The sequence below is a fragment of the Secundilactobacillus muriivasis genome, assembly GCF_054785195.1.
In genome coordinates, this window is sequence record NZ_BAABMI010000025.1 from 14,172 (window position 1) to 36,677 (window position 22,506).

Genomic DNA, 22,506 nt, shown 5'->3' on the forward strand with positions numbered 1-22,506 from the left:
AGGGTGTTATTAAAGTACCGGACAGATTATGAAAAAGTAGCGATGGGCTTGCTGTCGTTCGTTCCTACGTTGAAGAAGATCGACCGGCTGCAGGCTGAACTGCAGTGGTATCAAGAAAGTGATCAGCGACAACTGCTGCTGTGGAAGGACCTGAATCAGGACTTTTCCGGCATCGTTGGCGTGGAATTTCGACCCGGATTCGTGATCGTTGAACTGATTGCGTTGACCCCAGCCGTTCGTGATACCAATCAAACCACGACAATTTTAGACGAATTAGCGGATATGTATCCGGATGATAAATTAATGGGCACCTTAGCCACGACTAAGGTGATTGCCAAATGGGAGCGTGCGCATGACGGAAAATGAATCAGTTGAATCAGCCCAACCGGTCATTCACATTCAAAATTTTGACGGCCCGTTAGACCTGTTGCTTCAGCTGATCAAGTCTCAGGATATTGAACTCGTTGATATTCCAATTGTTCAAATCACGGATCAGTACATGACGGCGTTGCGGCAAATGCAGGCGCATCAACTCGACGTGGCCGGTGATTACTTTGTGATGGCGGCAACCTTGATGAAGATGAAGGCCAAGCTTTTGTTGCCGGCAACGGAAGTCTCGTTAACGGATGAAGAGGATGAACCATCGCTAGAAGAAATGCAGTCGGATCTGGTTGCCCAGTTGATGCTGTATCAACGCTTTAAGCAGGCGGCTAGCTGGTTTAAGCAACAGGCGCTGTCACGCCAGCAGTTTTATAACCGGCCGGCAATGGCGATTCCACCTGAGATTCAGATGGGAAAATTGGCACCGGGCATTACGGTGACGCAGTTAAGGTCAGCCTTAGTAGGCTTGTCACAACAACGGCAACCCGACTTACCAATGCGGCTGATCAACAGTGAGCAGTACACAGTCAAAACGCAAATTAAAAAAATTCGGTTCCGGTTGAGTCAAATTCGTGCTACGGTCACCTTTGGCCAGTTATTTGATCAAAAACCGAACCGCGAAGAAGTGGTCACGACCTTTTTAGCGTTGTTAGAAATGACCAAGCAACACGAAATTGCCTTGGATCAGCCAACGCGGGTCATGCCCATTTCAGTGAAAAAAGCAAAAATAGGTGACGAAAAATGACGAAGGTTCAAGAATTAGAAGCGTTACTCTTTGTCAGCGGTGACGAAGGCATTACCGTTAAGGAGTTAGCAACGTTGACTGGTTCAATGGTCCCGGCCGTTGTCCAATCGCTGGCAAAGTTGAATGATAAATACACTCAGGATAGTGACTGCGCGTTAGTCGTCTTGAAGAGCGGCGATACGGTTCGCTTGGCAACCAAGGCTGAGTTAGCGCCAACGGTCAGTCGGTATTTTGAAGCCCCTAGTTCGACTGGGCTATCGCAAGCGTCACTTGAAGTGCTGGCAATCATTGCTTACAATCAGCCGATTACCCGAATCGGAGTTGATGAGATTCGAGGGGTTCAAAGTTCAGGCACGCTCAACAAACTGATTTTACGCCAGTTGGTTGAACCAGCCGGTCGGCGTAAGGGTCCTGGCCGGCCTAAGTTATACAAAACCACCGACTACTTCATGGACTACTTCGGCCTGCATCAGTTATCAGATTTACCACCATTACCGGAAGCTGATACTGAGGATGATGCAGAAGCAGATACTGATCTTTTCTTACAGCAATTTAACGCGTCATTTAAACAAACGGAGGACGATTAACAATATGGAACGATTACAAAAAGTGCTGGCACACGCTGGGGTAGCCTCACGGCGGGGTTCAGAAACCCTGATCAGCGAAGGACACGTAAAGGTTAACGGTGAAACGGTAACCACGTTAGGCACGAAGGTCACGCATCACGACCACATTACGGTCGATGAGATGCCGATCCAATTGGAAATGCCCGTGTACTTGCTGATGAACAAGCCGCGGCAAGCAGTGTCGACGGTTCACGATGATAAGAAGCGGCGCACGGTGATCGACTTACTAGACGAAGACGTTAAGGAACGTGTTTACCCGGTTGGTCGGTTGGATTACGATACCACGGGACTCTTGTTGTTAACCAACGACGGCGAACTGGCCAACCAACTGACCCATCCTAAGTATGAAGTTGAAAAAACATATATTGCGAAGGTTCAGGGCATCCCAACCAACGACGAATTAAAAACGTTGCGTAAGGGTGTTAAGGTTGAGGGCCGGGTAACTGCGCCTGCTAAGTCTAAGTTAGTATCTAGCGACCACAACAAAAAGACGGCCATCGTTTCCTTAACGATCCACGAAGGTAAGAACCACCAAGTTAAGAAGATGTTACAAGCAGTTGGCCACCCCGTGATGAAGCTGAAGCGTGAATCCTACGCCTTCTTAACCTTGAAGGGCGTTCAACCAGGTGAATACCGCCACTTGACGCCGGAAGAAGTTAAGCAGTTGAAGAAACGGGTTAAATTAGATTAATTTATTAGAGCCACCGGTTGTTTAACCGGTGGTTTTTGTTTGTACTTGTGCCCAGCGTAAGTATTGGGTGCGATTCGGGTGTCGGCTGTTTGTCGTCGCTTTGCTCGCCAAAGCCGCATGAAAACCGGCGTTCTCAGACTACAAAATTCGGCGCAACTTTGGCTGCTATTTTCAGGGTTCCTGAAGTTGTAGAAACTTGTCAACCACGCGCTTTCTGGCCACCACGCCGAATGGCCAGATAGGCTTCTGACTTCGTCGAGTCGTGCTGCGCGAGACTGAGAGCTGCATGCAAGGTAACATCGGTAAACCCGCCAGACCCGGGCGCCTTCACCGATGTTACCTTGCACACTGCTCTCAACCCATCTCGCTCCGCACACTAAGCGATAGTAACTAATACTATTAAGCTTGCATTCCACCCTTCAACCGGTTACAATTAGTTCGTAAATTAAATAACATGGTTCATCTTCAGGGCAGGGTGTAATTCCCGACCGGCGGTATAGTCCGCGACCTACTCCATGAGTAGTTGATTCGGTGCAACTCCGAAACCGACAGTTAAAGTCTGGTATAAAGAAGATTTAGCTAATTCCGGATAAGCGTATATAGCTGAGTCGTTTTCACCTTGAAGTGAAGAGACTCAGCTTTTTGTGTACGCTTTCATTGAAGATGGCCAGTGTTTGGGAGGACTTATCAATGGAACACAGTCAAACGTTTAGTATTCGCCAAGTGGTGATTATGTCATTATTTGCTGGTATTTCGTTCTTGCTTATGTTTGTAGCTTTCCCCATTCTACCGTTTGTGTCATACATGAAAGTTGATTTTTCGGATATTCCGATACTACTTGGCATGATCATGTTTGGACCGGTCGGGGGCATCTTGATTGCAGCAATTAAGGGGTTGCTGTACTGGTTATTGACCGGGGTGGACATTGCCAACTTTATCGGCGTAGCGGCGTCGTTTATCGCTTCAGTTAGCTTCTTGCTTCCCATCTACGCTGTTTTAAAACGGATGAGCAACCGGCGACTAGTCACGCGTCTAATTTGGAGTGTGGTTGCAGGGACCATTTCCCTGACGGTGGTATTAGCATTACTCAACTGGTTAGTGCTGATTCCGTTGTACATGACGGTATTAGGTATGAAAATCACGATGCCGCTGTCTCAGATGGTTTTACTGGGAGTTGTTCCTTTCAACTTGATCAAAGGAATTCTGGTCGGAATCGTGTTCGTGTTGATTGCTGATCGGATGCAGCATTTCTTACGGCAACAATCTGATTTACTTTAAAATTAAAGTTTGATAAATAATGAAGCTGTCTAGGATCAACTAGACAGCTTTTTACGTATCTGGCACAATAGGAGAGTAAGTGAGGTTTGACGTAAAGGTGGTCACAAGATGGATGAAGAACAGTTAATCGAATGGTTATCACCAACTGTGGCTCGGCGATTACGAGTCGTCGAAAATGTGTTGGTGGGGAAACGCTCTGTATCGACCCTTTATTGGGGCATGCGGTATCAGCGATTAGATTGGCTGGGTTACGACCGACAAGTGACCCGTCAGAAAATGGATCAAGCGGTTGCTTCACTAGTTGATCAGCAATTAATCACGGTGACCGATAATCAAGCTAGGTTAACGCCAACCGGACAAACCACCCAAGCAACGCTATTGACAACCCGTTATCAACCGCAGGCGTTTAAAATTCGCTTGACGGTGGACGTGGCAACCTTTTGGCAGCGACTACTATTGGTGGTTCAAGTGGTGTCAGAAGCCAGTTATCAAGAGCGACACTATTATCCGCTTCAAATGCCATGGGCGGTTAAGCAGTTTGTTAAACGTTGGTATCAACGTTACCGAACAACGAATCTGAGCACTGAGTTTCAAACGACCCTTGAGCAATTCCTGGGGACGCAAGATGACCAGCTAGCCGTGATTTTCAGTCAATCGTTAAGTGGTCATGAGCAACCGGGAACGACGCTCGCACAATTGACCAGGCTCACTGGCCGGACACCGGCTGAGTTGATGCGAATTCGGGTGGACTTAACGTGTCTGTTCGTTCAATGGTTGCAACAACCAACGATCAACGCTTCGTCAGCGGTGGTGGCGTTACTTGCCGGGCTTGAACAATCGCCGGTGAGTCAGAGTGCGTTAGAAACGTTATCGGCGTTTAATCAAGGGGTCCAATTGGCTGAAATCAGTCAAAAACGACGACTGAAACCCAGTACGGTTCGCGAACATCTACTCGAAGCCGCCATTTTTTTACCGGTGACCGCAGTTGATTATCAACGTGCGTTACCTGATGCATTGATGGCGACCATGACCACGCGATTTGAAGGGCAGGCACTTGATGACTGGCAGTTTGATCAGGTGAGTGACCTTCAGTTGGAATTTTGGCAATTTCGATTATTTGAGATTTTAAGGAGCAAGGTGGCAAATGACGGTTGAACAACGGTTAACGCAGCTATTAGCCCAACACTTTGGGTTTGAAACGTTTCGGCCGGGGCAATTAGAAGCGCTAACGGCACTCTGCGCGGGTCAAAATACCTTAGCGCTCTTACCAACCGGTGCTGGTAAAACGCTGATTTACGAATTATACGGGTACTATGCGGAACGGTTAGTGGTAGTGGTTTCACCGCTGATCTCATTGATGCAAGATCAGGTCGCAACCATGGCCGTTCATGGCGAAAAACACGCGGCTGCCCTGACTTCAGTGATGAGTTACGGTGAACGCCAGTGGGTGTTAACGCACCTTAATCAGTATCGCTACCTATTTGTATCACCAGAAATGCTGAGTCAATCAGCAGTATTGACGGCAATTAAACGCTGTGATCCCGGTTTACTGGTAGTTGATGAAGCACACTGCATCTCAACTTGGGGCCCTGATTTTCGACCCGAATACCTGCTGTTAGGGGCGATTCGAAAACGGTTGGGTGCACCGCTAACGCTGATGACAACCGCGACGGCAACGGCAAACGTTAAGCAAGATATTTTACAGAAACTAGCGATTACTGATCCAGCGGTCGTTGCCTTACCAGTTGATCGAGACAACATTTTTTTAACGGTTAAAACCGTCGACAATCAGGCCGAAAAGGATGAACAACTGGTGTCGCTTGTCGCGGCGCTTCAAAAACCGGGAGTGATTTATTTTTCCAGTAAGCAAAAGGCCGATGAGATGGCGGTGACCTTGACGCAAAAGACGGGACGTGAGGTGGCGGCCTATCACGCTGATTTAGCACCTGAAGAACGCTTTAAAGTGCAACAACAATTCATGCAAGATCGCATTGATGTGATCTGTGCAACAAGCGCGTTTGGGATGGGCATCGATAAAAACAACGTCCGGTTTGTGATCCACTACCACTTACCGGGCGACCTCGAAAGTTACTGGCAAGAAATCGGTCGAGCGGGGCGCGATGGTCAGCAAAGTTTGGCTGTGCTCCTCTATCAACCTGGTGATGAACAGATTGCGGATTATTTAGGTCAAGCCAATTTACCGGAGCCGGATGAGATTCGATATTACTTTCAAGCAAAGCAACTAGCAGTGCCGGGGGATCAGCATGGTCAGTTGGTTCAGTTTTACCGGCAACACCATGCGCGTGTTGATCAAGTGTTACACTTGTTTGATGACCGACGACAACAGCGACAGCAAGCACTGCAACGGATGCTGGGGTACGTTCGGACGACGAGTTGTCGGCGCCAGTACATTCAGCGGTATTTTGACCAAACAGTTGGTGAAACGGTGACGCCTTGCTGTGACGTTGATGAACCGGCCTTAAGAATCGATGACCTTGGCTTATCAGCGAATGCGGAACCTGAGGTGGTAACGACAGTGGACTGGCGCGCGACGTTGGCACAGTTGTTCAATCATTGAGCTGGTTAATTTGGTGACGGCTCGGTCGGCTATTAAAAAAAAGTCCCAAATGGCCCTCACTATGGTACAATTCGTAATGAAAGTTTTTGAGGAGGTAAAGCGATGGGTCCAAAAAAAGATGAGCAATCATCAGAACCAAAACCTTGGGATCAATCATTTGCGGATGATCGTGATGATCAAGGCAACTTGTCCCGAACAAAACGGCACCGGCAAAATCACAATAACCGGCTGATCACAATCGTGTTAGTGGCCATTATTATCTTAATTGCAGTTGGTTCGCTAATTTACGGATTAGCGCGTCAAAGTGCGATGAACAAGCCGGAAACGTCTATGAGTGTGTCTTCGGATCAAACGAGCCAGTCAGTGAGTTCGAGCTCGAAGCACCGAAAAACCGCGGCAAAATCAGCGTCTAAAACTAGCGAGGCTAGTTCAGTGAAAAAGTCGGCGACGAGTAGTACGTCAACACACCGAAAGAAACAAACCTCGGCAGCATCGACGAGTTCTCAGACGACGTATTCGTCATCGACTGCGACGAGTCAAAGTACGCCTAGTACAGGTAGTAGCGCTTACAGCACATCGTCTAGCGCAACGAGTAGTACAACGTCATCGTCCAAGTCGAGTGGCAGTAAGTACGCCACGGTTGGTTCAGGTCAAGGCTTATATCGGGTGGCTGTGAACAACGGGATTTCGGTTGAAAAACTGAAGCAGTTGAACGGGTTATCTGATGGCGCAACGTTGGCACCGGGACAAAAGTTACGGGTCAAATAAATGGTGGTTGAGGTAGGAGAGTAATCGTGAAAAAAGAGTTACAAGTTGCAATTGATGGACCAGCATCTGCTGGTAAAAGTACCGTTGCTAAAAAAGTGGCTAGTCGGTTTCAGTATATTTACTGTGATACTGGGGCCATGTATCGAACCGTCACGTTAAAAGCGATGCGGACAAACGTTGCTTTAGATGATGCAGCGGCGTTGGCCGCGATGCTAACGGACACGACGATTGAATTTAAGCCAGGAACTCCTGAACAATTGGTGTTCTTAGATGGTGAAGAAGTCACCATGGCGATTCGGCAGCCGGACGTCACGAACAACGTGTCGACCGTTGCCGCTCAGGGGACGGTTCGAGAAGATCTAACGAACCGTCAACGTGAGATTGCTGCCGCTGGCGGTATCGTGATGGACGGTCGTGATATCGGTACTTCGGTGTTACCAGACGCCGAAGTGAAGATTTTTATGGTTGCCAGTGTTGAGGAACGCGCACAGCGTCGATTTAAGGATAATGCCCAAAAAGGGATCAGTACGCCAATCGATGTTTTACGTCAAGAAATTGAAACGCGGGATCACAAGGACTCCACGCGGGCCATTTCACCACTGACTCAAGCAGCCGATGCGGTCCTTTTGGATACAACATCGTTGTCAATTGACCAAGTTGTTGATAAAATTAGTGCGATAATTGAACAAAAACGTCGAGAATTGTAATTAAAAGTGTCCTTGCACTGGTATTATGAACAGTTTTCGGATAAAATATATATTAGAGTTGTCGCAAGGAGGAAAAGTTCGTATGAGTGAAAACAATGTAAATGAGAACAACGATTTATTGAATGCTTTAAATAGCATCGAAACGGTGAATGTCGGTGACGTGGTTAAGGGTGAAGTCTTGGCCATTGATGATGACAAACAAGCCATCGTTGGTATCGAAGGAACTGGGATTGAAGGGGTCGTTCCACAAAAGGAATTATCAACGAAGCCAGTTGCTGATATTAAGGACGTTGTCAAGGTTGGCGACACCCTTGATTTAGTTGTGATTTCAAGAATCGGTAACGATAAGGAAGGCGGAAGCTACCTGTTATCTGTTCGTCGTTTGGAAGCCCGTAAGGTTTGGGACGACATCCAAAAGAAGTTCGAAGCTGGTGAAAACATCGAAGCCCCTGTTACCCAAGTGGTTAAGGGTGGCTTAGTTGTTGATGCTGGTGTTCGTGGCTTCGTACCTGCTTCAATGATCAGCGATCACTTCGTTGAAGATTTGAACCAGTTCAAGGGTCAAACGTTAACGTTCAAGATTATCGAAATTGAACCTAGCGAAAACCGTCTGATCTTGTCACACCGTGCCTTGGTTGAACAAGAAAAGGCTGCTAAGCGCGAAGAAGTTTTGGCTACGATTCAAGCCGGCGATACCCTTGACGGTAAAGTGGCTCGTTTGACTAACTTCGGGGCCTTCGTTGACCTCGGCGGCGTTGATGGTTTGGTTCACGTTTCAGAAATTGCTTACGAACGTGTTGAAAAGCCAGCTGACGTCTTAAAAGTTGGCCAAGACGTGAAGGTTAAGGTCTTATCAGTTGATCCTGATCGCGACCGGATTTCATTGTCAATCAAGCAAACCTTACCAGAACCTTGGGATGGGATTGAAGAAAAGGCACCTGAAGGCGCAGTCCTTGAAGGTACTGTTAAGCGTTTGACGAGCTTTGGGGCCTTCGTTGAAGTCTTCCCTGGCGTTGAAGGTTTAGTTCACATTTCTCAAATCGCCCATGAACACATCGCGACACCAAACGATGTTTTGAAGACTGGCGAAAAGGTTCAAGTTAAAGTCTTAGAAGTTCACCCAGATGCACACCGGTTGGCATTGTCAATCAAGGCATTGAAGGAAAAGCCAGCAACGGCTGACGAACCTAAGCACGAAGCACCAAAGCACCGTGAAGCAGCACCTACCACCATGTCAACTGACGATGATGACGCTGGCTTTACGTTAGGCGACTTAATTGGCGATCAATTAAAGAATGCCGGTAAAGATAACGACTAAGGACTGAGTTCTGGTCATAATGAGTTTCAAAACAGGTTGGGACGAACGTTGATTCGCGCCAACCTGTTTTGTTTTGTTAAGCAGTTTATTTGAAAAGAGGGATGTTTTATGAGTATGCCAACGATTGCGATTGTTGGCCGGCCAAACGTCGGTAAATCCACGATTTTTAACCGGATTGCCGGTGACCGGATTTCGATTGTCGAAGATACGCCTGGGGTTACCCGGGATCGGATCTACACCCACGGTGAATGGCTGGGAACAACGTTTAGTCTGATTGACACAGGCGGGATCGATGTTGGGGATGAGCCGTTTTTAAAGCAGATCACCCAACAAGCTGAAGTGGCGATTGACGAAGCTGACGTCATTGTGTTTGTGGTCAGTGTTCGTGAAGGCGTAACCGATGCGGATGAAAAAGTCGCTCAGATTCTGTACAAGGCGAATAAGCCGGTTGTGTTAGCAGTCAATAAGGCGGATAACCCAGAGCTTCGTCAAGAAATTTACGACTTCTATTCACTTGGTTTTGGCGATCCTTACCCAATCTCTGGTTCCCATGGTTTAGGACTTGGGGATTTACTGGATGCCGTGATTAAAGCCTTTCCTGATAAAGATGGTGAGGCTGAAGATGATAGTATCCGGTTTAGTTTGATCGGTCGACCAAACGTTGGGAAGTCATCACTGGTCAACGCCCTTTTAGGTGAAGACCGGGTGATCGTATCTGACATTGCTGGGACGACCCGGGATGCGATTGATACCAAGTTTGTGGACGAAACCGGTGCTGAATTCACGATGGTGGATACCGCCGGAATTCGGAAGCGTGGGAAGGTTTATGAAAACACCGAGCGCTACAGTGTGATGCGGGCGATGAAGGCCATCGACAACTCCGACGTTGTGTTGTTTGTGTTGAACGCCGAGGAAGGTATTCGTGAACAAGATAAGCGGGTTGCCGGTTACGCCCATGAAGCTGGCCGGGGGATCATCATCGTGGTTAACAAGTGGGATGCGTTGAAGAAAAACAACCAAACCCTGCACGATTTTGAAATTCACGTTCGCGAAGAATTCCAATACCTCGCTTATGCGCCAATGATTTTCGTTTCCGCGAAGACCCATCAACGACTGGGTGAACTCCCAGCCTTGATCAAGACGGTGGCAACCAACCACGAAAAGCGGGTTCAATCAGCAACCTTAAATGACGTAATCATGGACGCAATTGCGATGAATCCAACACCAAACGTTAATGGGAAGCGACTTCGGGTTTACTATGCGACCCAAGTTGCCGTTCAGCCACCAACTTTTGTGATTTTCGTCAATGATCCGGACCTGATGCACTTTTCTTATGAGCGTTATTTGGAAAATCAGATTCGCGAACACTTCGATTTTACGGGGACCCCGATCCACATTATCGAACGTCGTCGTAAGTAGTTGAAACCATTGATAGACGGGCGATGGAAGCCTTTTTTGAGAATTTAGTTAAAAAAAGGGTGAAATCACCGATTTATTCAGTATCAAACGCTAAAAAGCCTTGCTATGAAAGGCTTTCTGTGCTATCTTTGATACAGAAATGATGCGGACTCCCGTTATTATTTCATAGCTTGATTCACTTAATGATCAGCTAGATGAGATGATCATGTTACTCATCATAATTCATCCAAGGAGGTGAATCATTCATGGCAAATAAAGCACAACTCGTTAACGATGTCGCTGCTGCAACCGGCTTAACTAAGAAGGATGCAACTGCAGCGGTTGATGCAGTATTTGATTCAGTTCAAGCAACTTTGGCTAAGGGCGAAAAGGTTCAATTAATCGGCTTTGGTAACTTCGAAGTTCGCGAACGGGCAGCTCGTAAGGGTCGCAACCCACAAACGGGCGACGAAATTCAAATTCCTGCAAGCAAAGTACCAGCATTCAAGCCTGGTAAAGCTTTGAAGGATGCTGTTAAATAATTTTATTTAATGGTGAGCCAATCCGGTTAATTCGGGTTGGTTTTTTTTGTAGAGTGTGGAGAGAGGCGTTTAGGGACTGGAGCCTAAGGGACTTCCACCAGAATCCCCGGTTTTTGGGAATTGTGGTGGAAGTCCCTTAGGTGCAAGTCCCTGCCTCTCGGAACACGTTTAGTCTCGAGGACAGAAACGAGTAGCGTGTGGAATAAAGCGGGTTGAAGTCGGAAACTAAGGCAACACTGTCAAAAGTCGTGCTTTAGGTACCACTTGGTTTTTCGAAACACGTTTCGGCATGGTAGTCGCAAAAACAGTAGTGAACATAGACTGGGACAGGGTTCAATACAATGCCCTAAATTAGTTATTCATTAATCACCGTAACGGTAAACCGTTAAACGAACTACTTGAATAGCAACGTCCACCACCAGCCCCAAACAAATAACTTGGTTTCGCCCCAAAACTATGCTAACGTTAACAGTTGCGATTAATTTGATCATGGAGGACAACAATGAGCTATTCACAAACAGCGTTGGATGCGTTACAGCGTGGGCAACTCGATGAGTTTAAAAAGGCCTACGCCAGTGCATTGCGACATGATGATGACGATATGTTATACAGCTTAGCCGAGGAACTGTATTCACTTGGTTTTTTAAATCAAGCGCGGCGAATTTATGAAAAATTACTTGAACGGTACCCTGAAGAAGATGATATTCGGGTTGATTTAGCCGATGTGTTACTTGAAGATGATCAAAATGATAAGGCATTGACCTTGTTAAATCAGGTTAAATCGGATTCGCCGGCGTACGTTCGGGCGTTGATGGTTGCTGCTGACCTTTATCAGACTCAGGAACTGTTTGAAGTGAGTGAACAAAAATTACTGGAAGCCCGGCAACTTGAACCTGAAGAACCCGCCATTGAATTTGCGTTAGCGGAGCTTTACTTTACAATGCGTGAATTTCGGAAGGCGATTGCGCTGTACCTCGACTTGATCAAGCAAGGGATCACCCAATTAAGTGCAGTGAACTTGGTTGAACGGCTAGGGGTGGCGTACGCCAATGCGGGTCGCTTTGAGCAAGCCATTGGGTATTTAAAACAAATTCACCCGGGTGACATGACGCCGGATGTGAAATTTGAAACCGGCTTTACCTACCTACAACTCAAGGATTATAAACCAGCCATTGATCTGTTGACTGAATTAAAGGAAAGTGACCCGCACTATACCAGCTTGTATCCGTACCTTGGTCAAGCACTGGTCGCTGAAAATCAATTAGAAGACGCTTTAAAGGTCCTTCAAGAAGGCTTGGGCGTCGATCAGTATAATGAAAAACTCTGGGCTTACGCAGCCGATATTGCGGCCAGATTAGAGGATGAAGATCTGACTGAGTCCTACCTGAAAAAAGGCAATGAGCTGGATGCCGATGATTTAGATATTGTGATCAAGCTCTCTAACCTTTACGTCAAGCAGGGGCGCTGGCAAGATGTGATTGATTTCTTAACGGGTTACGTTAAGGAAGATAACACTGATCCGCAAATTTATTGGAATTTGGCAGTTGCGTACGTGCAAACGGAACAACTTGAACTTGCGCAACGCTACTATCAAGCGGCGCTACCATACTTTATGGATCAGGCTGATTTCTTGAAACCGGCCGTGTACTTCTTTAGAGAAATGGGCGATCGTGAAACAGCCATGAAACTATTGCGGGCTTACGTGAAAGTGGTCCCGGATGATGCTGAGATGGCATTGATGTTGGAAAATGAAGAGTTAATGGACTAAAGTCCGATATATTCAGACAAAAAAGCAGCCCCGTAAATCCTCAAAAATGAGATTTACGGGGCTGCTTTATGTTAAGCCGTAGTTTATAAATGATGGCTTAAAGGGGCTTAGTCTTCAGGATTAGCCCAAATTTCCTTAATTTTACCTTCAATTTCAGGTTGAATCTCGGGATGTTCTTCTAGGTAACGCATTGAGTTGGTTTTTCCTTGGCCGATATGTTCACCGTTGTAGGAATACCATGCGCCAGACTTTTTGATCACGTCATTTTCAACTGCTAAATTAAGCAAGTCTGAGATCCGAGAGAGGCCTTTACCAAAGACGTTTTCAACTTCGATCCGCTTGAAAGGTGCGGCAACTTTATTCTTGGTGACCTTAATTTTGGTCAGTTTCCCGGTAACGACCATCTTATCACCAGAACCTTCTTTAACTTGTTCGTTGCCGAAGACTTCCATTCGAATCGATGAGTAGAACTTAAGTGCTCGACCACCAGGAGTGACTTCAGGATTCCCAAACATCACACCGACTTTTTCACGCAATTGGTTGATGAAAATCATGGTACAGTTGTTTTTGTTGACGGCACCGGATAGTTTACGCAACGCCTGTGACATTAAACGGGCTTGCAACCCAACGTGGGCGTCACCCATTTCGCCTTCAATTTCGGCTTTAGGCACCAAGGCGGCAACTGAATCCACAACGATCAGGTCAACGGCGGCACTGGAGGCCAAGGCATCGGCAATTTCGAGGGCTTGTTCACCGGTATCGGGTTGTGACAAAAGTAATTTGTCTAGGTCAACACCAAGGGCCTTCGTGTAAACGGGATCCATGGCGTTTTCAGCATCAATGTAGGCAACGGTACCGCCATCATGTTGCATCTGAGCAACGGCCGCCAAGGCAAGGGTAGTCTTACCAGAAGATTCTTGACCATAGATTTCAATGATTCGTCCCTTAGGATAACCGCCGCCAATGGCATGATCCAGGGACATTAAACCGGTGGAGAAGCGTTGTACTTCGGTTAGGGGACTGTCACCCATCCGCATGACAGCGCCTTTTCCGAAATTCTTTTCAATTTTACTCAGTGCCTTGTCTAATTCTGCTTGACGCGCTTTTTGATCTTCAGTTTGGGCTTTAGTAGGTTGTTTTACTTTATCTGAACCGATGGGTTGATATGCCATAATAGTTTGTAACCTCCATGAGTTTTAACGAACGTTTGTTCTCTGAGTATCTAGCATACCATGATTTGAGGGGAATGCAAAGCAAACGAGCTAAATAATCGAACCTACGTTTGAATAGGTGGCTAAAACGCAGGTATGACGGGCAATTCAGCTAACCTAAAAAGATGATGAGACGGGAAAGTTACTTAGCACGACGAACGATAGCTCAAAAAATGGTTAAATTGGAAGTGATTAAAAATGAAATCAGGGCTTTGAGGCGTAGATGCGAGTGGAAAAATCTAGTAATAAATAAAAAGTTACTTTAACTTAATGACAAAAACAAAAAAACACCCAATCAATGCGGGCGTTTGAAAAAACTCTTAGTTGGTCGGGCGTAGGTAAACACTTCACCACTGGCTTCATTCACATCAAAAATCGTCATAAAAGCTTGTTTATCATGGTCATTCACAATCATCTGAAGATCATGTAATTCACTTGGACTAACAACGACATAGAGAATGGGGCGATCCTGGTGCGAATAGCCACCCTGACCATTAATGATGCTGACCCCGCGTTCCAGACTGGTCATCACGTCATCGATAATGGCTTGATAGTCGTTGCTGATGATCAACACGCCTTTAGCAGCGTAAGTACCGCTTAAAATAAAGTTGACTAATCGCGAGAATACGTAGGCACAAAGTAGCGTGTAGGCCATATGTGAAATATCGATGTAAACCAGTGAAGCAAACAAAACCACGACATCCAACCAGAGTAGCGTCTGACCCATTGGGATGCCACGGAACCGTTCAAGAATTCGCGCAATAATATCCGTGCCGCCGGTGGTACCACCAAATCGATACAAAAGGCCACTTCCGGCTCCACCAGTAATTCCCGCAGCTAAGGCAGCCAAGAACAAATCATGGTGGAGATCAATACTAACCGGCACCCGTTGCCAGATCCACAGGAACGCGGCTAACATTATCGTGCCATATAAGGTATAAATAATCGTGCGACGTCCGAGAAAATGGTAACCGATCCAAATCAACGGAATATTAATGATGATCGTCGCATAGGCGGGGTCAATGTGAAATAGGGCTCTCAAAATCAGTGTGACTCCACTAATGCCACCATCAGCAAGCTGGTTAGCAATGTTGAAAACGACCAACGCAAATGCGTACGCTGCACACCCAATGGTAATCATTAATAAATCCAATAATCGAATCCGTTCCTCAGTAGCTGAATGTGTCATACAACCACTCCCTTCAAGTCCAATACCCTCGATCAACGACCTTTAAAGTGGCCGTTTTAATGCGAATTCTAGGCTTAACATCATCATAACAGATTATCAGTTACGGCCGCAATGTTACCGTTTGCAATCAGTCAGATACTTCTCTCAACGTGATGGCTATGTTAAACTAGTAAGGAATTTGAAAGGGCGAATTTAACGATGAGAATTGAAACTTTACCTGAAGAGTTTTTAACAGCACGACCAATTATTGATACCATTGAGGCGGCTGGGTTTGAAGCCTATTACGTTGGCGGATCCGTACGTGATACCTTATTGGGCCTACCCATTCATGATGTCGATATTGCAACCAGTGCGTACCCCGAAGAAGTGAAGGGGCTATTTAAGCGGACCGTTGATACGGGCATTGAACACGGTACGGTCATGATTTTGGATCACGGTACCGGTTACGAGACGACAACGTTTCGAACGGAATCAGGGTACCAAGATTATCGGCGACCGGATGCGGTTCAATTCGTGCGGTCGTTAAAGGAAGATTTGAAACGGCGTGATTTTACGATCAATGCGTTGGCGTTGAAGACGGACGGCACCGTGATCGATTATTTTGATGGGTTACATGATTTGGAATTACACCAGATTCGCGCGGTGGGTAATCCGGAAGATCGGTTTAATGAAGACGCCTTGCGGATGATGCGCGCGGTGCGGTTTGCTAGTCAGCTCAATTTTAAAATTGATGATCAAACCGTTGCGGGAATCGCGCACCACGGTCAACTTTTAACTAAAATTGCGGTGGAACGAATTCACGTTGAATTTGTGAAATTGCTTCAAGGTCAGTGGCCGGCGAAGGGGTTAAACGTGTTCTTGGAAACGGGATTATACCAGTACTGTCCAGGCTTTGCTGACCAAAAAGCAGCGTTAGTGACACTTGCTGAACATCTCAAAACGGGACTCAGCAACGAAACGGCCGTGTGGACCGCGATTGCGACGGCCTTTCAGTTATCAACCAGCCAACTTGGCAAGTTATTGAAGAGCTGGAAGAGTGCCAATCAGTTGATTACGGACTCACAGACGGCCTTAACCGCGGTGCAAGCAATCTTGGCCAATCAGGTTGATGATTGGTTGCTCTACCAAACCGGATCAGCGTTAATTGGTATCGCCAATGAAGTTGCCCAGGTTTTTGAACCAGCGCACTACGAAACAAGTGCCTTGCAACAACAATATGACCAATTACCAATTAAAACTAAAAAAGCCCTTCAAGTTACTGGACAAGATCTGATGCAGGCTGGAATCAAACCAGGTCCTGATTTAGGGAAGAGTTTACAGTACCTTGAACGACAGGTTGTCACGGGACAAGTCGCTAATGAATCAGCAACCCTCGTGGCGGCAGCCTTAGCGTATTTAAATTAAACATAGAAAGCGTGACACGATGCAAACTTTACGAGCAGAAAATTTGACGCGGACATACGGTGAAAAGACACTGTTTGACCAAATCAGCTTTATTATCAACGAAAATGACCGAATCGGCCTGATTGGGACGAACGGGAGTGGGAAAACGTCGTTACTCAATACCTTGGCGGGACTAAGCCAGTATACCGGTGACGTGATTACACCAAATGACTACAGCATTGCGTACCTGAAACAAGAACCTGAATTTGATGACCAACAAACGGTGATGGACGCGGTGTTTGCGGGTTCTCAAAAAGTATTTAAGATCATCCGTTACTACGAAGCAACTTTGGCCGCCTACAGTGATGATCCCGAAAATGAAAAGAAGCAGCAACAGTACATGGCCGCCGAAGCTCAAATGAACGAAGCAGATGCGTGGAACGCTGAAAGTGACGTCAAAACGATTTTGACGCAACTACACATTACCGATTTAAACCAAACGATGGGGACTTTGTCTGGTGGTCAACGCAAGCGGGTCGGCTTGGCGCAAGTATTGATTCAGGCACCAGACTTATTGCTGTTAGACGAACCTACCAACCATTTGGACTTTGATTCTATTGATTGGTTGCAAAACTATCTGGCTAACTACAAGGGCGCGTTGCTTGTTGTTACCCATGACCGGTACTTCTTGGATCAAGTTGCGAACCACATCTGGGAACTATCCTTTGGCCGGTTATTCAACTACGATGGTAACTACCAAGATTTCGTAGCACAAAAGGCTCAACGGGTTGAATTAGAGGCTGCTCAAGAACACAAACAACAGCAACTCTACAAACAAGAATTAGACTGGATGCGAGCGGGTGCTCACGCCCGGTCAACCAAGCAACAGGCTCGAATTAACCGGTTTAACGACTTAAAGGATAATTTGGGCACTCGACAGGTTGAACAAGATGTTGCCATCGACTTAGGTCAAACGCGGTTAGGTAAACAGGTTATTGAACTTAAGGACGCTAACTTGACACTGGACGATCACGCGATCCTCCGGGACTTTAACTTGCTGGTTCAGGCTGGCGATCGCATTGGCATTACCGGTGAAAATGGTGCCGGAAAGTCCTCACTGTTAAACGTGATGGCGGATAAGTTACCGTTAGACTCTGGGACGTTAACCATCGGTGAAACGGTTAAGTTAGCTTACTATACACAACGAACGGAACCGATTCCGGATGACAAGCGGATCATTAACTACCTGAGTGAAGTCGGCCACAATGTGCGTGATAAGGATGGCAATGCCATTTCGGTTTCTGAACTACTGGAGCAGTTCCTGTTTCCACGGTTTATGCACGGGACGCTGATCCGTAAATTATCCGGTGGTGAAAAGCGGCGGCTGTACTTGCTGAAGCTGTTGATGGAACAGCCAAATGTGTTGTTCCTAGATGAACCAACTAACGATTTGGACATTTCGACTTTGACGGTGCTTGAAGACTACGTTAGCCGGTTTAACGGCACCGTTATCACGGTTTCTCATGACCGGTATTTCTTGAATAAAGTTGCTGATAAATTACTGATCTTCAACGGCAACGCGCAGATCGATCGGTACAGCGGGATGTTTACCGATTACTTGGCTGATCACCAAACGGCGGTGAAAGAGACCAATAGTGCAGCAAAAGCTAAACCAAAGCAGGAAGCTGAGCCAGCTGAACCGGCTAAAAAAGAGAAAACGAAGCTCACGTATACGGAACAAAAAGAGTGGGAAACTATTGAAGACGAAATCGATGCGCTAGAAACCAAAAAGAGCGACCTCGAGGCACAGATGGCCGATAACGGTGACAATTATGGTAAACTAGCGACATTACAGGCTGACGTTGAAGCAACTGATCAGGCGCTTGATGAGAAGATGGCGCGTTGGGATTATTTGAGCCAGTATGCCGAAGACTAAGTCGAAATTTTAAGAGAAGAGAGAGGTTGTTACCATGTTAGAAGATGCTTACTTAAACTTGGCGCGTTATGTGTTAGAAAACGGCCACCGCAAGACCGACCGCACGGGAACCGGGACAATTAGTACCTTTGGTTACCAGATGCGGTTTGATTTAAGCGAGGGCTTTCCACTGTTAACGACCAAGAAGGTACCATTTGGTCTGATCAAGAGCGAACTGTTGTGGTTCTTACATGGTGATACCAATATTCAGTATCTCCTGAAACATCACAATCATATTTGGGACGAGTGGGCGTTTAAGAATTACGTGACCTCAGCTGATTATCACGGTCCTGACATGACCGATTTTGGGCGCCGGTCACTGGTAGATGACGACTTCAACCAGGCCTACAAGCAAGAAATGAATCAGTTTTGTGACCGAATCGTCAACGACGACCAATTTGCTGCCAAATACGGCACGTTAGGCAACGTTTACGGCGCTCAATGGCGCGCTTGGAAGACGAGTCAGGGTGATACGATCGACCAACTGAGCAACGTGATCGACCTGCTGAAGACGCACCCTGATTCTCGGCGGATGATCGTCTCAGCTTGGAATCCGGAAGACGTGCCTAGTATGGCGTTGCCACCATGTCACACAATGTTTCAATTCTACGTGGCAGATGGTAAGCTGAGTTGTCAGCTTTATCAACGCTCAGCTGATATTTTCCTAGGGGTGCCGTTTAACATTGCGAGTTACGCGTTGTTAACGTGCTTGATTGCTAAAGAAGTTGGGTTAGAACCTGGCGACTTCGTGCATACTTTGGGTGATGCCCATATTTACAGCAATCACATTAACCAAATCACCACTCAGCTTCAACGGACACCAGTTGAAGCACCACAACTGGTATTGAATCCGGATAAGACCAGCATCTTCGACTATGATATGACCGATATTAGTGTTACCAACTACCACCCAGCACCGGCCATTAAGGCGCCGGTCGCAGTTTAGGAGGCCGCGGATGATTTTTGTATGGGCAGAAGATCAGCAACACGGCATTGGGTATCAAGGCACCTTACCTTGGCACCTGCCAGCTGATTTAGCGTTCTTTAAGAAAACGACGACGGGCCACACCCTTGTATCCGGCAGTCGAACGTTTGCAAGTTACAAGAAGCCGTTACCTAACCGAAAACACGTGGTCCTCACAAACGACTGTGAGACGCCGTATCCGGATGATGTCGTGGTGCTTCATCACGTTGATGAGGTCTTGGCATACGAACGTGAGCATCCGGATGAAACGTTAATGATTAGTGGCGGGGCGCAGGTATTTGCGAGTTTACTGCCCTACGTCAAAACGTTGATTCGAACTCGCGTGGCACATACGTTTAAAGTTGACACTGTGATGCCAACGATCGATTACACGCAGTTTGAACTGGTTGATTCACAAGCGAGAGCGGCCGATGACCGTAATCCATATGAATTAACGTTTGAGCGGTGGGAGCGAAAGTGATGCGTTTGCATTCGTTTTGATTAAATAGCATTAAAAATAGGCATCTAAGGACTCTCGTCAGAGTGCTTAGATGCCTATTGTCTTAGTGAATTAAAGTCATGCGTATAACAAGACTGAAAAATACATCAAAATGGTCCCTAACAGCACAAACAAATGCCAAATCACGTGCCCGAACTTAATGCCCTTAAAAGAGTAGATCACCGCGCCTAACGTGAACGCGACGCCGCCTAACACTAGTAAGATAAAGCCGTGAATACCGAGGCCGTTGTACAAGGGTTTGAAACCTAGCACGCAAAACCAGCCCATGACCACGTAAATAATGGTCGACAACTTTTGGTATTTACCAAGCCAAAGGGACTTATAAATGACCCCCAAGATGGCCATCGCCCAGATAACCCCGAAGATGGTCCAACCCAAGGCGCCCTTGATGACGACCAGACAGTAGGGCGTGTAAGTGCCCGCAATCAGTAAATAAATCGCACAATGATCGAAAATCTGGAAGAGGTGGCTGGCTCTGGTGAACACCAGACTGTGAAAGAGTGTCGATGCCAAGTAAAAGATGACCAGTAGCGCACCATACAGCGAATAAGCAGTGATGCGCATGGCCCCGCCAAGTTGAACGCCGCGAATGATGAGCAAGACTAGCCCAGCGATACTTAGGCCAACGCCGATGCCGTGGGTAACGGCGTTTAACACCTCATTAACAATTTGGTAACGCCTGGATGGTTGTGCGGTATGTTGTGGTGATGATTGACTCAAGAAAAAGCCTCCATTCAGTGGCATCAGTTGGGGTTAAGCGCGTCATTAACCAACAGATGCCGTGAAATTGTTAGATTATTCGTGACAATTGTCCGGTAAAACAGCAATTAAGCCGTTAAGATGATGATTTGGAACGATTATCCGGTCGAATGTGAATGAAAGTCACCGCTAAATCTGCTATACTATTAGCGAATCGTTTTCATGTTACTGACTAATTGTAGCATGAAATTGACAACATTGGGTAAGAAAGCGTGGTTATAACCAATCATGGCAACTGTCAAAATTGTAACGGATTCTTCCGCCGGCTTAACCGACGAAGAAGTCGAAAAGTATCATATTACGATCGTCCCATTAACGGTCATGATCGATGATGTCGTTTACGTTGAACGACGAACCATCACCAACGAAGAGTTCATTGATAAAATGGAAAGTGCCAAAACTTTTCCTAAAACGAGTCAACCACCATTGGGTGACTTCATTAAGGTCTTCGATGACCTTGGTGCCGATGGCAGTCCAGTTGTGTGCTTGAACATGCTGGAGGCAATCAGTGGGACCGTTCATACTGCTGAACAAGCGGCGACGATTTCAAAATCGGATGTCACGGTGATTGATAGCCAAACAACCGACCGGGCACTGGCATTCCAGTGTATCGAAGCGGCGAAGTTAGCAGAAGCTGGCGCATCCGTTGACGAAATCGTTGCGATGACCAAGAAGGTGCAAGACAACACCCGGCTTTACATGGGTGTGATGACGCTGGATAACTTGGTCAAGGGTGGCCGAATCAACCGAATGACGGGGGCCATTTCGTCACTGCTGAACATCAAGATCGTGTTGCAGGTCGGTAACGGCGAACTTAACATCCGAACTAAGGGTCGGGGTGTTAAGACGATCGACCGGTATTTCGACAAAGTCTACGAGCAAATGGCGAAAACACCTAAGATCAAGGCAATCGGAATCTCTCACGTTAAGGCGACTGAGATGGTCAACAAGTTACTTGAACACTTGAAACCCCTGTTCCCAGATATTGATATCGTGGTTCGTGAAACGGTGCCGATCATTGCGTCACATGGTGGCCCAGGGGCCTTTGCGTTAATGTACTACTTTGACGATTAGGCCGTAATCAGTGTGAACGAACAAACTCAGTGACAACTCCGGATGGCTCGTACCTTAACCATCTGGAGTTTTTACTTATCTAAATGTTAAACTAGTAGCTAAAGGAGTGACAACATGCGACGAGGATTAAAATGGGTGGGCATCCTGATTGGCCTGCTGATCATTATCGGCGGAGGGCTCTGGTGGTTCCAGCAGCGAAATCAATCAACGACCTCGACAACCACGCATCACGTGACCCCAACTAAGTCAGTTCGAGTAGTTGCGGTTGGCGATTCGCTGACTCAGGGGATCGGCTATGCGGATGATCATCAGGGGTACTTGCCAATGCTCAAACAACAACTTGAAACGGATTACCGGGTCAAGGTGCGGACCCAAAACTTCGGCATCGGCGGTGAACGCAGTGATCAGATCGACAAACGAGTGACCCATAAAGCCCGCTTACGGTTAGCACTAAAACGTGCGGATGTGATTGCCGTGACGGTCGGGGGTAATGACCTGTTACAAAAACTGGAAAAGAATATCTTAGTTGATTCAAGCAGCCAATTAGCCGCCAAACTGGCGCCTGCTAAAGTGACGTATCAGCAAAAACTGACGCAATTGATTCAAGATATTCACCAAGTAAACCCTAAGG

Annotated in this window: 22 protein-coding genes and 1 riboswitch; of the genes, 19 read left to right on the forward strand and 3 right to left on the reverse strand. The window is 46.8% G+C overall.

Annotated features, from left to right (window positions below):
• Positions 1–3: 3 nt before the first annotated feature.
• The 13 genes from ACYVR3_RS06425 to ACYVR3_RS06485 all read left to right on the forward strand — a co-directional run bounded on the left by ACYVR3_RS06425 (position 4) and on the right by ACYVR3_RS06485 (position 12,800).
• Positions 4–366 carry a hypothetical protein gene (locus tag ACYVR3_RS06425; protein WP_054735631.1) on the forward strand — a complete coding sequence of 121 codons (363 nt, stop codon included), beginning with the start codon at positions 4–6 and terminating at the stop codon, positions 364–366.
• Positions 353–1,126: a segregation and condensation protein A gene (locus ACYVR3_RS06430; protein ID WP_054735628.1), complete on the forward strand. Its 774-nt coding sequence runs from the start codon at positions 353–355 to the stop codon at positions 1,124–1,126. The genes ACYVR3_RS06425 and ACYVR3_RS06430 overlap by 14 nt, the downstream gene beginning before the upstream one ends.
• A complete protein-coding gene (scpB, locus tag ACYVR3_RS06435) occupies positions 1,123–1,713 on the forward strand; it encodes an SMC-Scp complex subunit ScpB (protein WP_461243551.1) in 591 nt (196 codons plus the stop codon). Before ACYVR3_RS06430 ends, scpB begins: the two co-directional genes overlap by 4 nt.
• A 4-nt stretch (positions 1,714–1,717) precedes the next feature.
• Positions 1,718–2,443, forward strand: coding sequence for a pseudouridine synthase (locus ACYVR3_RS06440; protein WP_054735623.1), 726 nt, complete (start codon positions 1,718–1,720; stop codon positions 2,441–2,443).
• Positions 2,444–2,900: 457 nt separating this feature from the next.
• A riboswitch (FMN riboswitch) is annotated at positions 2,901–3,022 on the forward strand.
• Between the two features lie 111 nt (positions 3,023–3,133).
• Positions 3,134–3,721 carry an ECF transporter S component gene (locus ACYVR3_RS06445; protein ID WP_054735620.1) on the forward strand — a complete coding sequence of 196 codons (588 nt, stop codon included), beginning with the start codon at positions 3,134–3,136 and terminating at the stop codon, positions 3,719–3,721.
• Between the two features lie 108 nt (positions 3,722–3,829).
• Positions 3,830–4,876 (forward strand): helix-turn-helix domain-containing protein, encoded by a 1,047-nt coding sequence (locus ACYVR3_RS06450; RefSeq protein ID WP_461243552.1) that lies wholly within the window; start codon positions 3,830–3,832, stop codon positions 4,874–4,876.
• Positions 4,866–6,299 (forward strand): RecQ family ATP-dependent DNA helicase, encoded by a 1,434-nt coding sequence (locus ACYVR3_RS06455; protein ID WP_461243553.1) that lies wholly within the window; start codon positions 4,866–4,868, stop codon positions 6,297–6,299. The genes ACYVR3_RS06450 and ACYVR3_RS06455 overlap by 11 nt, the downstream gene beginning before the upstream one ends.
• Before the next feature lie 102 nt (positions 6,300–6,401).
• Positions 6,402–7,067, forward strand: a complete 666-nt coding sequence (locus tag ACYVR3_RS06460) for a LysM peptidoglycan-binding domain-containing protein (protein ID WP_461243554.1) — start codon at positions 6,402–6,404, stop codon at positions 7,065–7,067.
• A gap of 26 nt (positions 7,068–7,093) precedes the next feature.
• A complete protein-coding gene (gene cmk / locus ACYVR3_RS06465) occupies positions 7,094–7,774 on the forward strand; it encodes a (d)CMP kinase (RefSeq protein WP_461243555.1) in 681 nt (226 codons plus the stop codon).
• Between the two features lie 82 nt (positions 7,775–7,856).
• Positions 7,857–9,092 (forward strand): 30S ribosomal protein S1, encoded by a 1,236-nt coding sequence (gene rpsA / locus ACYVR3_RS06470; protein ID WP_057152219.1) that lies wholly within the window; start codon positions 7,857–7,859, stop codon positions 9,090–9,092.
• A 108-nt stretch (positions 9,093–9,200) separates the two neighbouring features.
• On the forward strand, positions 9,201–10,511 hold the full coding sequence (der, locus tag ACYVR3_RS06475; protein WP_461243556.1) for a ribosome biogenesis GTPase Der: 1,311 nt from the start codon (positions 9,201–9,203) through the stop codon (positions 10,509–10,511).
• 245 nt (positions 10,512–10,756) lie between these two features.
• A complete protein-coding gene (locus ACYVR3_RS06480; RefSeq protein WP_054702092.1) occupies positions 10,757–11,032 on the forward strand; it encodes an HU family DNA-binding protein in 276 nt (91 codons plus the stop codon).
• Positions 11,033–11,534: 502 nt separating this feature from the next.
• The gene (locus ACYVR3_RS06485) at positions 11,535–12,800 is read left to right on the forward strand and encodes a tetratricopeptide repeat protein (RefSeq protein ID WP_054735602.1); all 1,266 of its coding nucleotides are present in this window, start codon (positions 11,535–11,537) and stop codon (positions 12,798–12,800) included.
• A 107-nt stretch (positions 12,801–12,907) separates the two neighbouring features.
• On the opposite strand, the gene recA is transcribed toward ACYVR3_RS06485, so the two are convergent.
• Together recA and ACYVR3_RS06495 are read right to left on the reverse strand one after the other, a co-directional pair.
• Positions 12,908–13,972: a recombinase RecA gene (recA, locus tag ACYVR3_RS06490; protein ID WP_082405039.1), complete on the reverse strand. Its 1,065-nt coding sequence runs from the start codon at positions 13,970–13,972 to the stop codon at positions 12,908–12,910.
• Positions 13,973–14,306: 334 nt separating this feature from the next.
• Positions 14,307–15,200 carry a YitT family protein gene (locus ACYVR3_RS06495; protein ID WP_461243557.1) on the reverse strand — a complete coding sequence of 298 codons (894 nt, stop codon included), beginning with the start codon at positions 15,198–15,200 and terminating at the stop codon, positions 14,307–14,309.
• Between the two features lie 198 nt (positions 15,201–15,398).
• Here ACYVR3_RS06495 and ACYVR3_RS06500 point away from each other — a divergent pair, with 198 nt between their 5' ends.
• From ACYVR3_RS06500 to ACYVR3_RS06515, 4 genes are read left to right on the forward strand one after another with little or no spacing between them, the layout of a single operon-like run.
• The gene (locus ACYVR3_RS06500; RefSeq protein ID WP_461243558.1) at positions 15,399–16,604 is read left to right on the forward strand and encodes a CCA tRNA nucleotidyltransferase; all 1,206 of its coding nucleotides are present in this window, start codon (positions 15,399–15,401) and stop codon (positions 16,602–16,604) included.
• 19 nt (positions 16,605–16,623) lie between these two features.
• Positions 16,624–18,519: an ABC-F family ATP-binding cassette domain-containing protein gene (locus ACYVR3_RS06505; RefSeq protein ID WP_461243559.1), complete on the forward strand. Its 1,896-nt coding sequence runs from the start codon at positions 16,624–16,626 to the stop codon at positions 18,517–18,519.
• A 34-nt stretch (positions 18,520–18,553) separates the two neighbouring features.
• On the forward strand, positions 18,554–19,504 hold the full coding sequence (locus ACYVR3_RS06510) for a thymidylate synthase (RefSeq protein WP_461243560.1): 951 nt from the start codon (positions 18,554–18,556) through the stop codon (positions 19,502–19,504).
• Positions 19,505–19,514: 10 nt separating this feature from the next.
• A complete protein-coding gene (locus ACYVR3_RS06515; protein WP_461243561.1) occupies positions 19,515–20,003 on the forward strand; it encodes a dihydrofolate reductase in 489 nt (162 codons plus the stop codon).
• A 96-nt stretch (positions 20,004–20,099) separates the two neighbouring features.
• Here ACYVR3_RS06515 and trhA read toward each other — a convergent pair whose 3' ends face one another.
• The gene (gene trhA, locus ACYVR3_RS06520; RefSeq protein WP_054735584.1) at positions 20,100–20,762 is read right to left on the reverse strand and encodes a PAQR family membrane homeostasis protein TrhA; all 663 of its coding nucleotides are present in this window, start codon (positions 20,760–20,762) and stop codon (positions 20,100–20,102) included.
• Positions 20,763–21,029: 267 nt separating this feature from the next.
• On the opposite strand from trhA, the gene ACYVR3_RS06525 reads away from it, so the two are divergent.
• Together ACYVR3_RS06525 and ACYVR3_RS06530 are read left to right on the forward strand one after the other, a co-directional pair.
• Positions 21,030–21,875, forward strand: a complete 846-nt coding sequence (locus tag ACYVR3_RS06525; protein ID WP_461243562.1) for a DegV family protein — start codon at positions 21,030–21,032, stop codon at positions 21,873–21,875.
• Positions 21,876–21,989: 114 nt separating this feature from the next.
• Positions 21,990–22,506 (forward strand): GDSL-type esterase/lipase family protein (locus tag ACYVR3_RS06530; protein WP_461243563.1); only part of this gene is annotated, 517 nt, incomplete at its 3' end.

Bases quoted from the DNA above. Each gene is read 5' to 3' on its own strand.
- ACYVR3_RS06430 (WP_054735628.1), top strand. From the start codon at position 353: ATGACGGAAAATGAATCAGTTGAATCAGCCCAACCGGTCATTCACATT.
- scpB (WP_461243551.1), top strand. From the start codon at position 1,123: ATGACGAAGGTTCAAGAATTAGAAGCGTTACTCTTTGTCAGCGGTGAC.
- ACYVR3_RS06440 (WP_054735623.1), top strand. From the start codon at position 1,718: ATGGAACGATTACAAAAAGTGCTGGCACACGCTGGGGTAGCCTCACGG.
- ACYVR3_RS06445 (WP_054735620.1), top strand. From the start codon at position 3,134: ATGGAACACAGTCAAACGTTTAGTATTCGCCAAGTGGTGATTATGTCA.
- ACYVR3_RS06450 (WP_461243552.1), top strand. From the start codon at position 3,830: ATGGATGAAGAACAGTTAATCGAATGGTTATCACCAACTGTGGCTCGG.
- ACYVR3_RS06455 (WP_461243553.1), top strand. From the start codon at position 4,866: ATGACGGTTGAACAACGGTTAACGCAGCTATTAGCCCAACACTTTGGG.
- ACYVR3_RS06460 (WP_461243554.1), top strand. From the start codon at position 6,402: ATGGGTCCAAAAAAAGATGAGCAATCATCAGAACCAAAACCTTGGGAT.
- rpsA (WP_057152219.1), top strand. From the start codon at position 7,857: ATGAGTGAAAACAATGTAAATGAGAACAACGATTTATTGAATGCTTTA.
- der (WP_461243556.1), top strand. From the start codon at position 9,201: ATGAGTATGCCAACGATTGCGATTGTTGGCCGGCCAAACGTCGGTAAA.
- ACYVR3_RS06480 (WP_054702092.1), top strand. From the start codon at position 10,757: ATGGCAAATAAAGCACAACTCGTTAACGATGTCGCTGCTGCAACCGGC.
- ACYVR3_RS06485 (WP_054735602.1), top strand. From the start codon at position 11,535: ATGAGCTATTCACAAACAGCGTTGGATGCGTTACAGCGTGGGCAACTC.
- recA (WP_082405039.1), bottom strand. From the start codon at position 13,972: ATGGCATATCAACCCATCGGTTCAGATAAAGTAAAACAACCTACTAAA.
- ACYVR3_RS06495 (WP_461243557.1), bottom strand. From the start codon at position 15,200: ATGACACATTCAGCTACTGAGGAACGGATTCGATTATTGGATTTATTA.
- ACYVR3_RS06500 (WP_461243558.1), top strand. From the start codon at position 15,399: ATGAGAATTGAAACTTTACCTGAAGAGTTTTTAACAGCACGACCAATT.
- ACYVR3_RS06505 (WP_461243559.1), top strand. From the start codon at position 16,624: ATGCAAACTTTACGAGCAGAAAATTTGACGCGGACATACGGTGAAAAG.
- ACYVR3_RS06510 (WP_461243560.1), top strand. From the start codon at position 18,554: ATGTTAGAAGATGCTTACTTAAACTTGGCGCGTTATGTGTTAGAAAAC.
- ACYVR3_RS06515 (WP_461243561.1), top strand. From the start codon at position 19,515: ATGATTTTTGTATGGGCAGAAGATCAGCAACACGGCATTGGGTATCAA.
- ACYVR3_RS06525 (WP_461243562.1), top strand. From the start codon at position 21,030: ATGGCAACTGTCAAAATTGTAACGGATTCTTCCGCCGGCTTAACCGAC.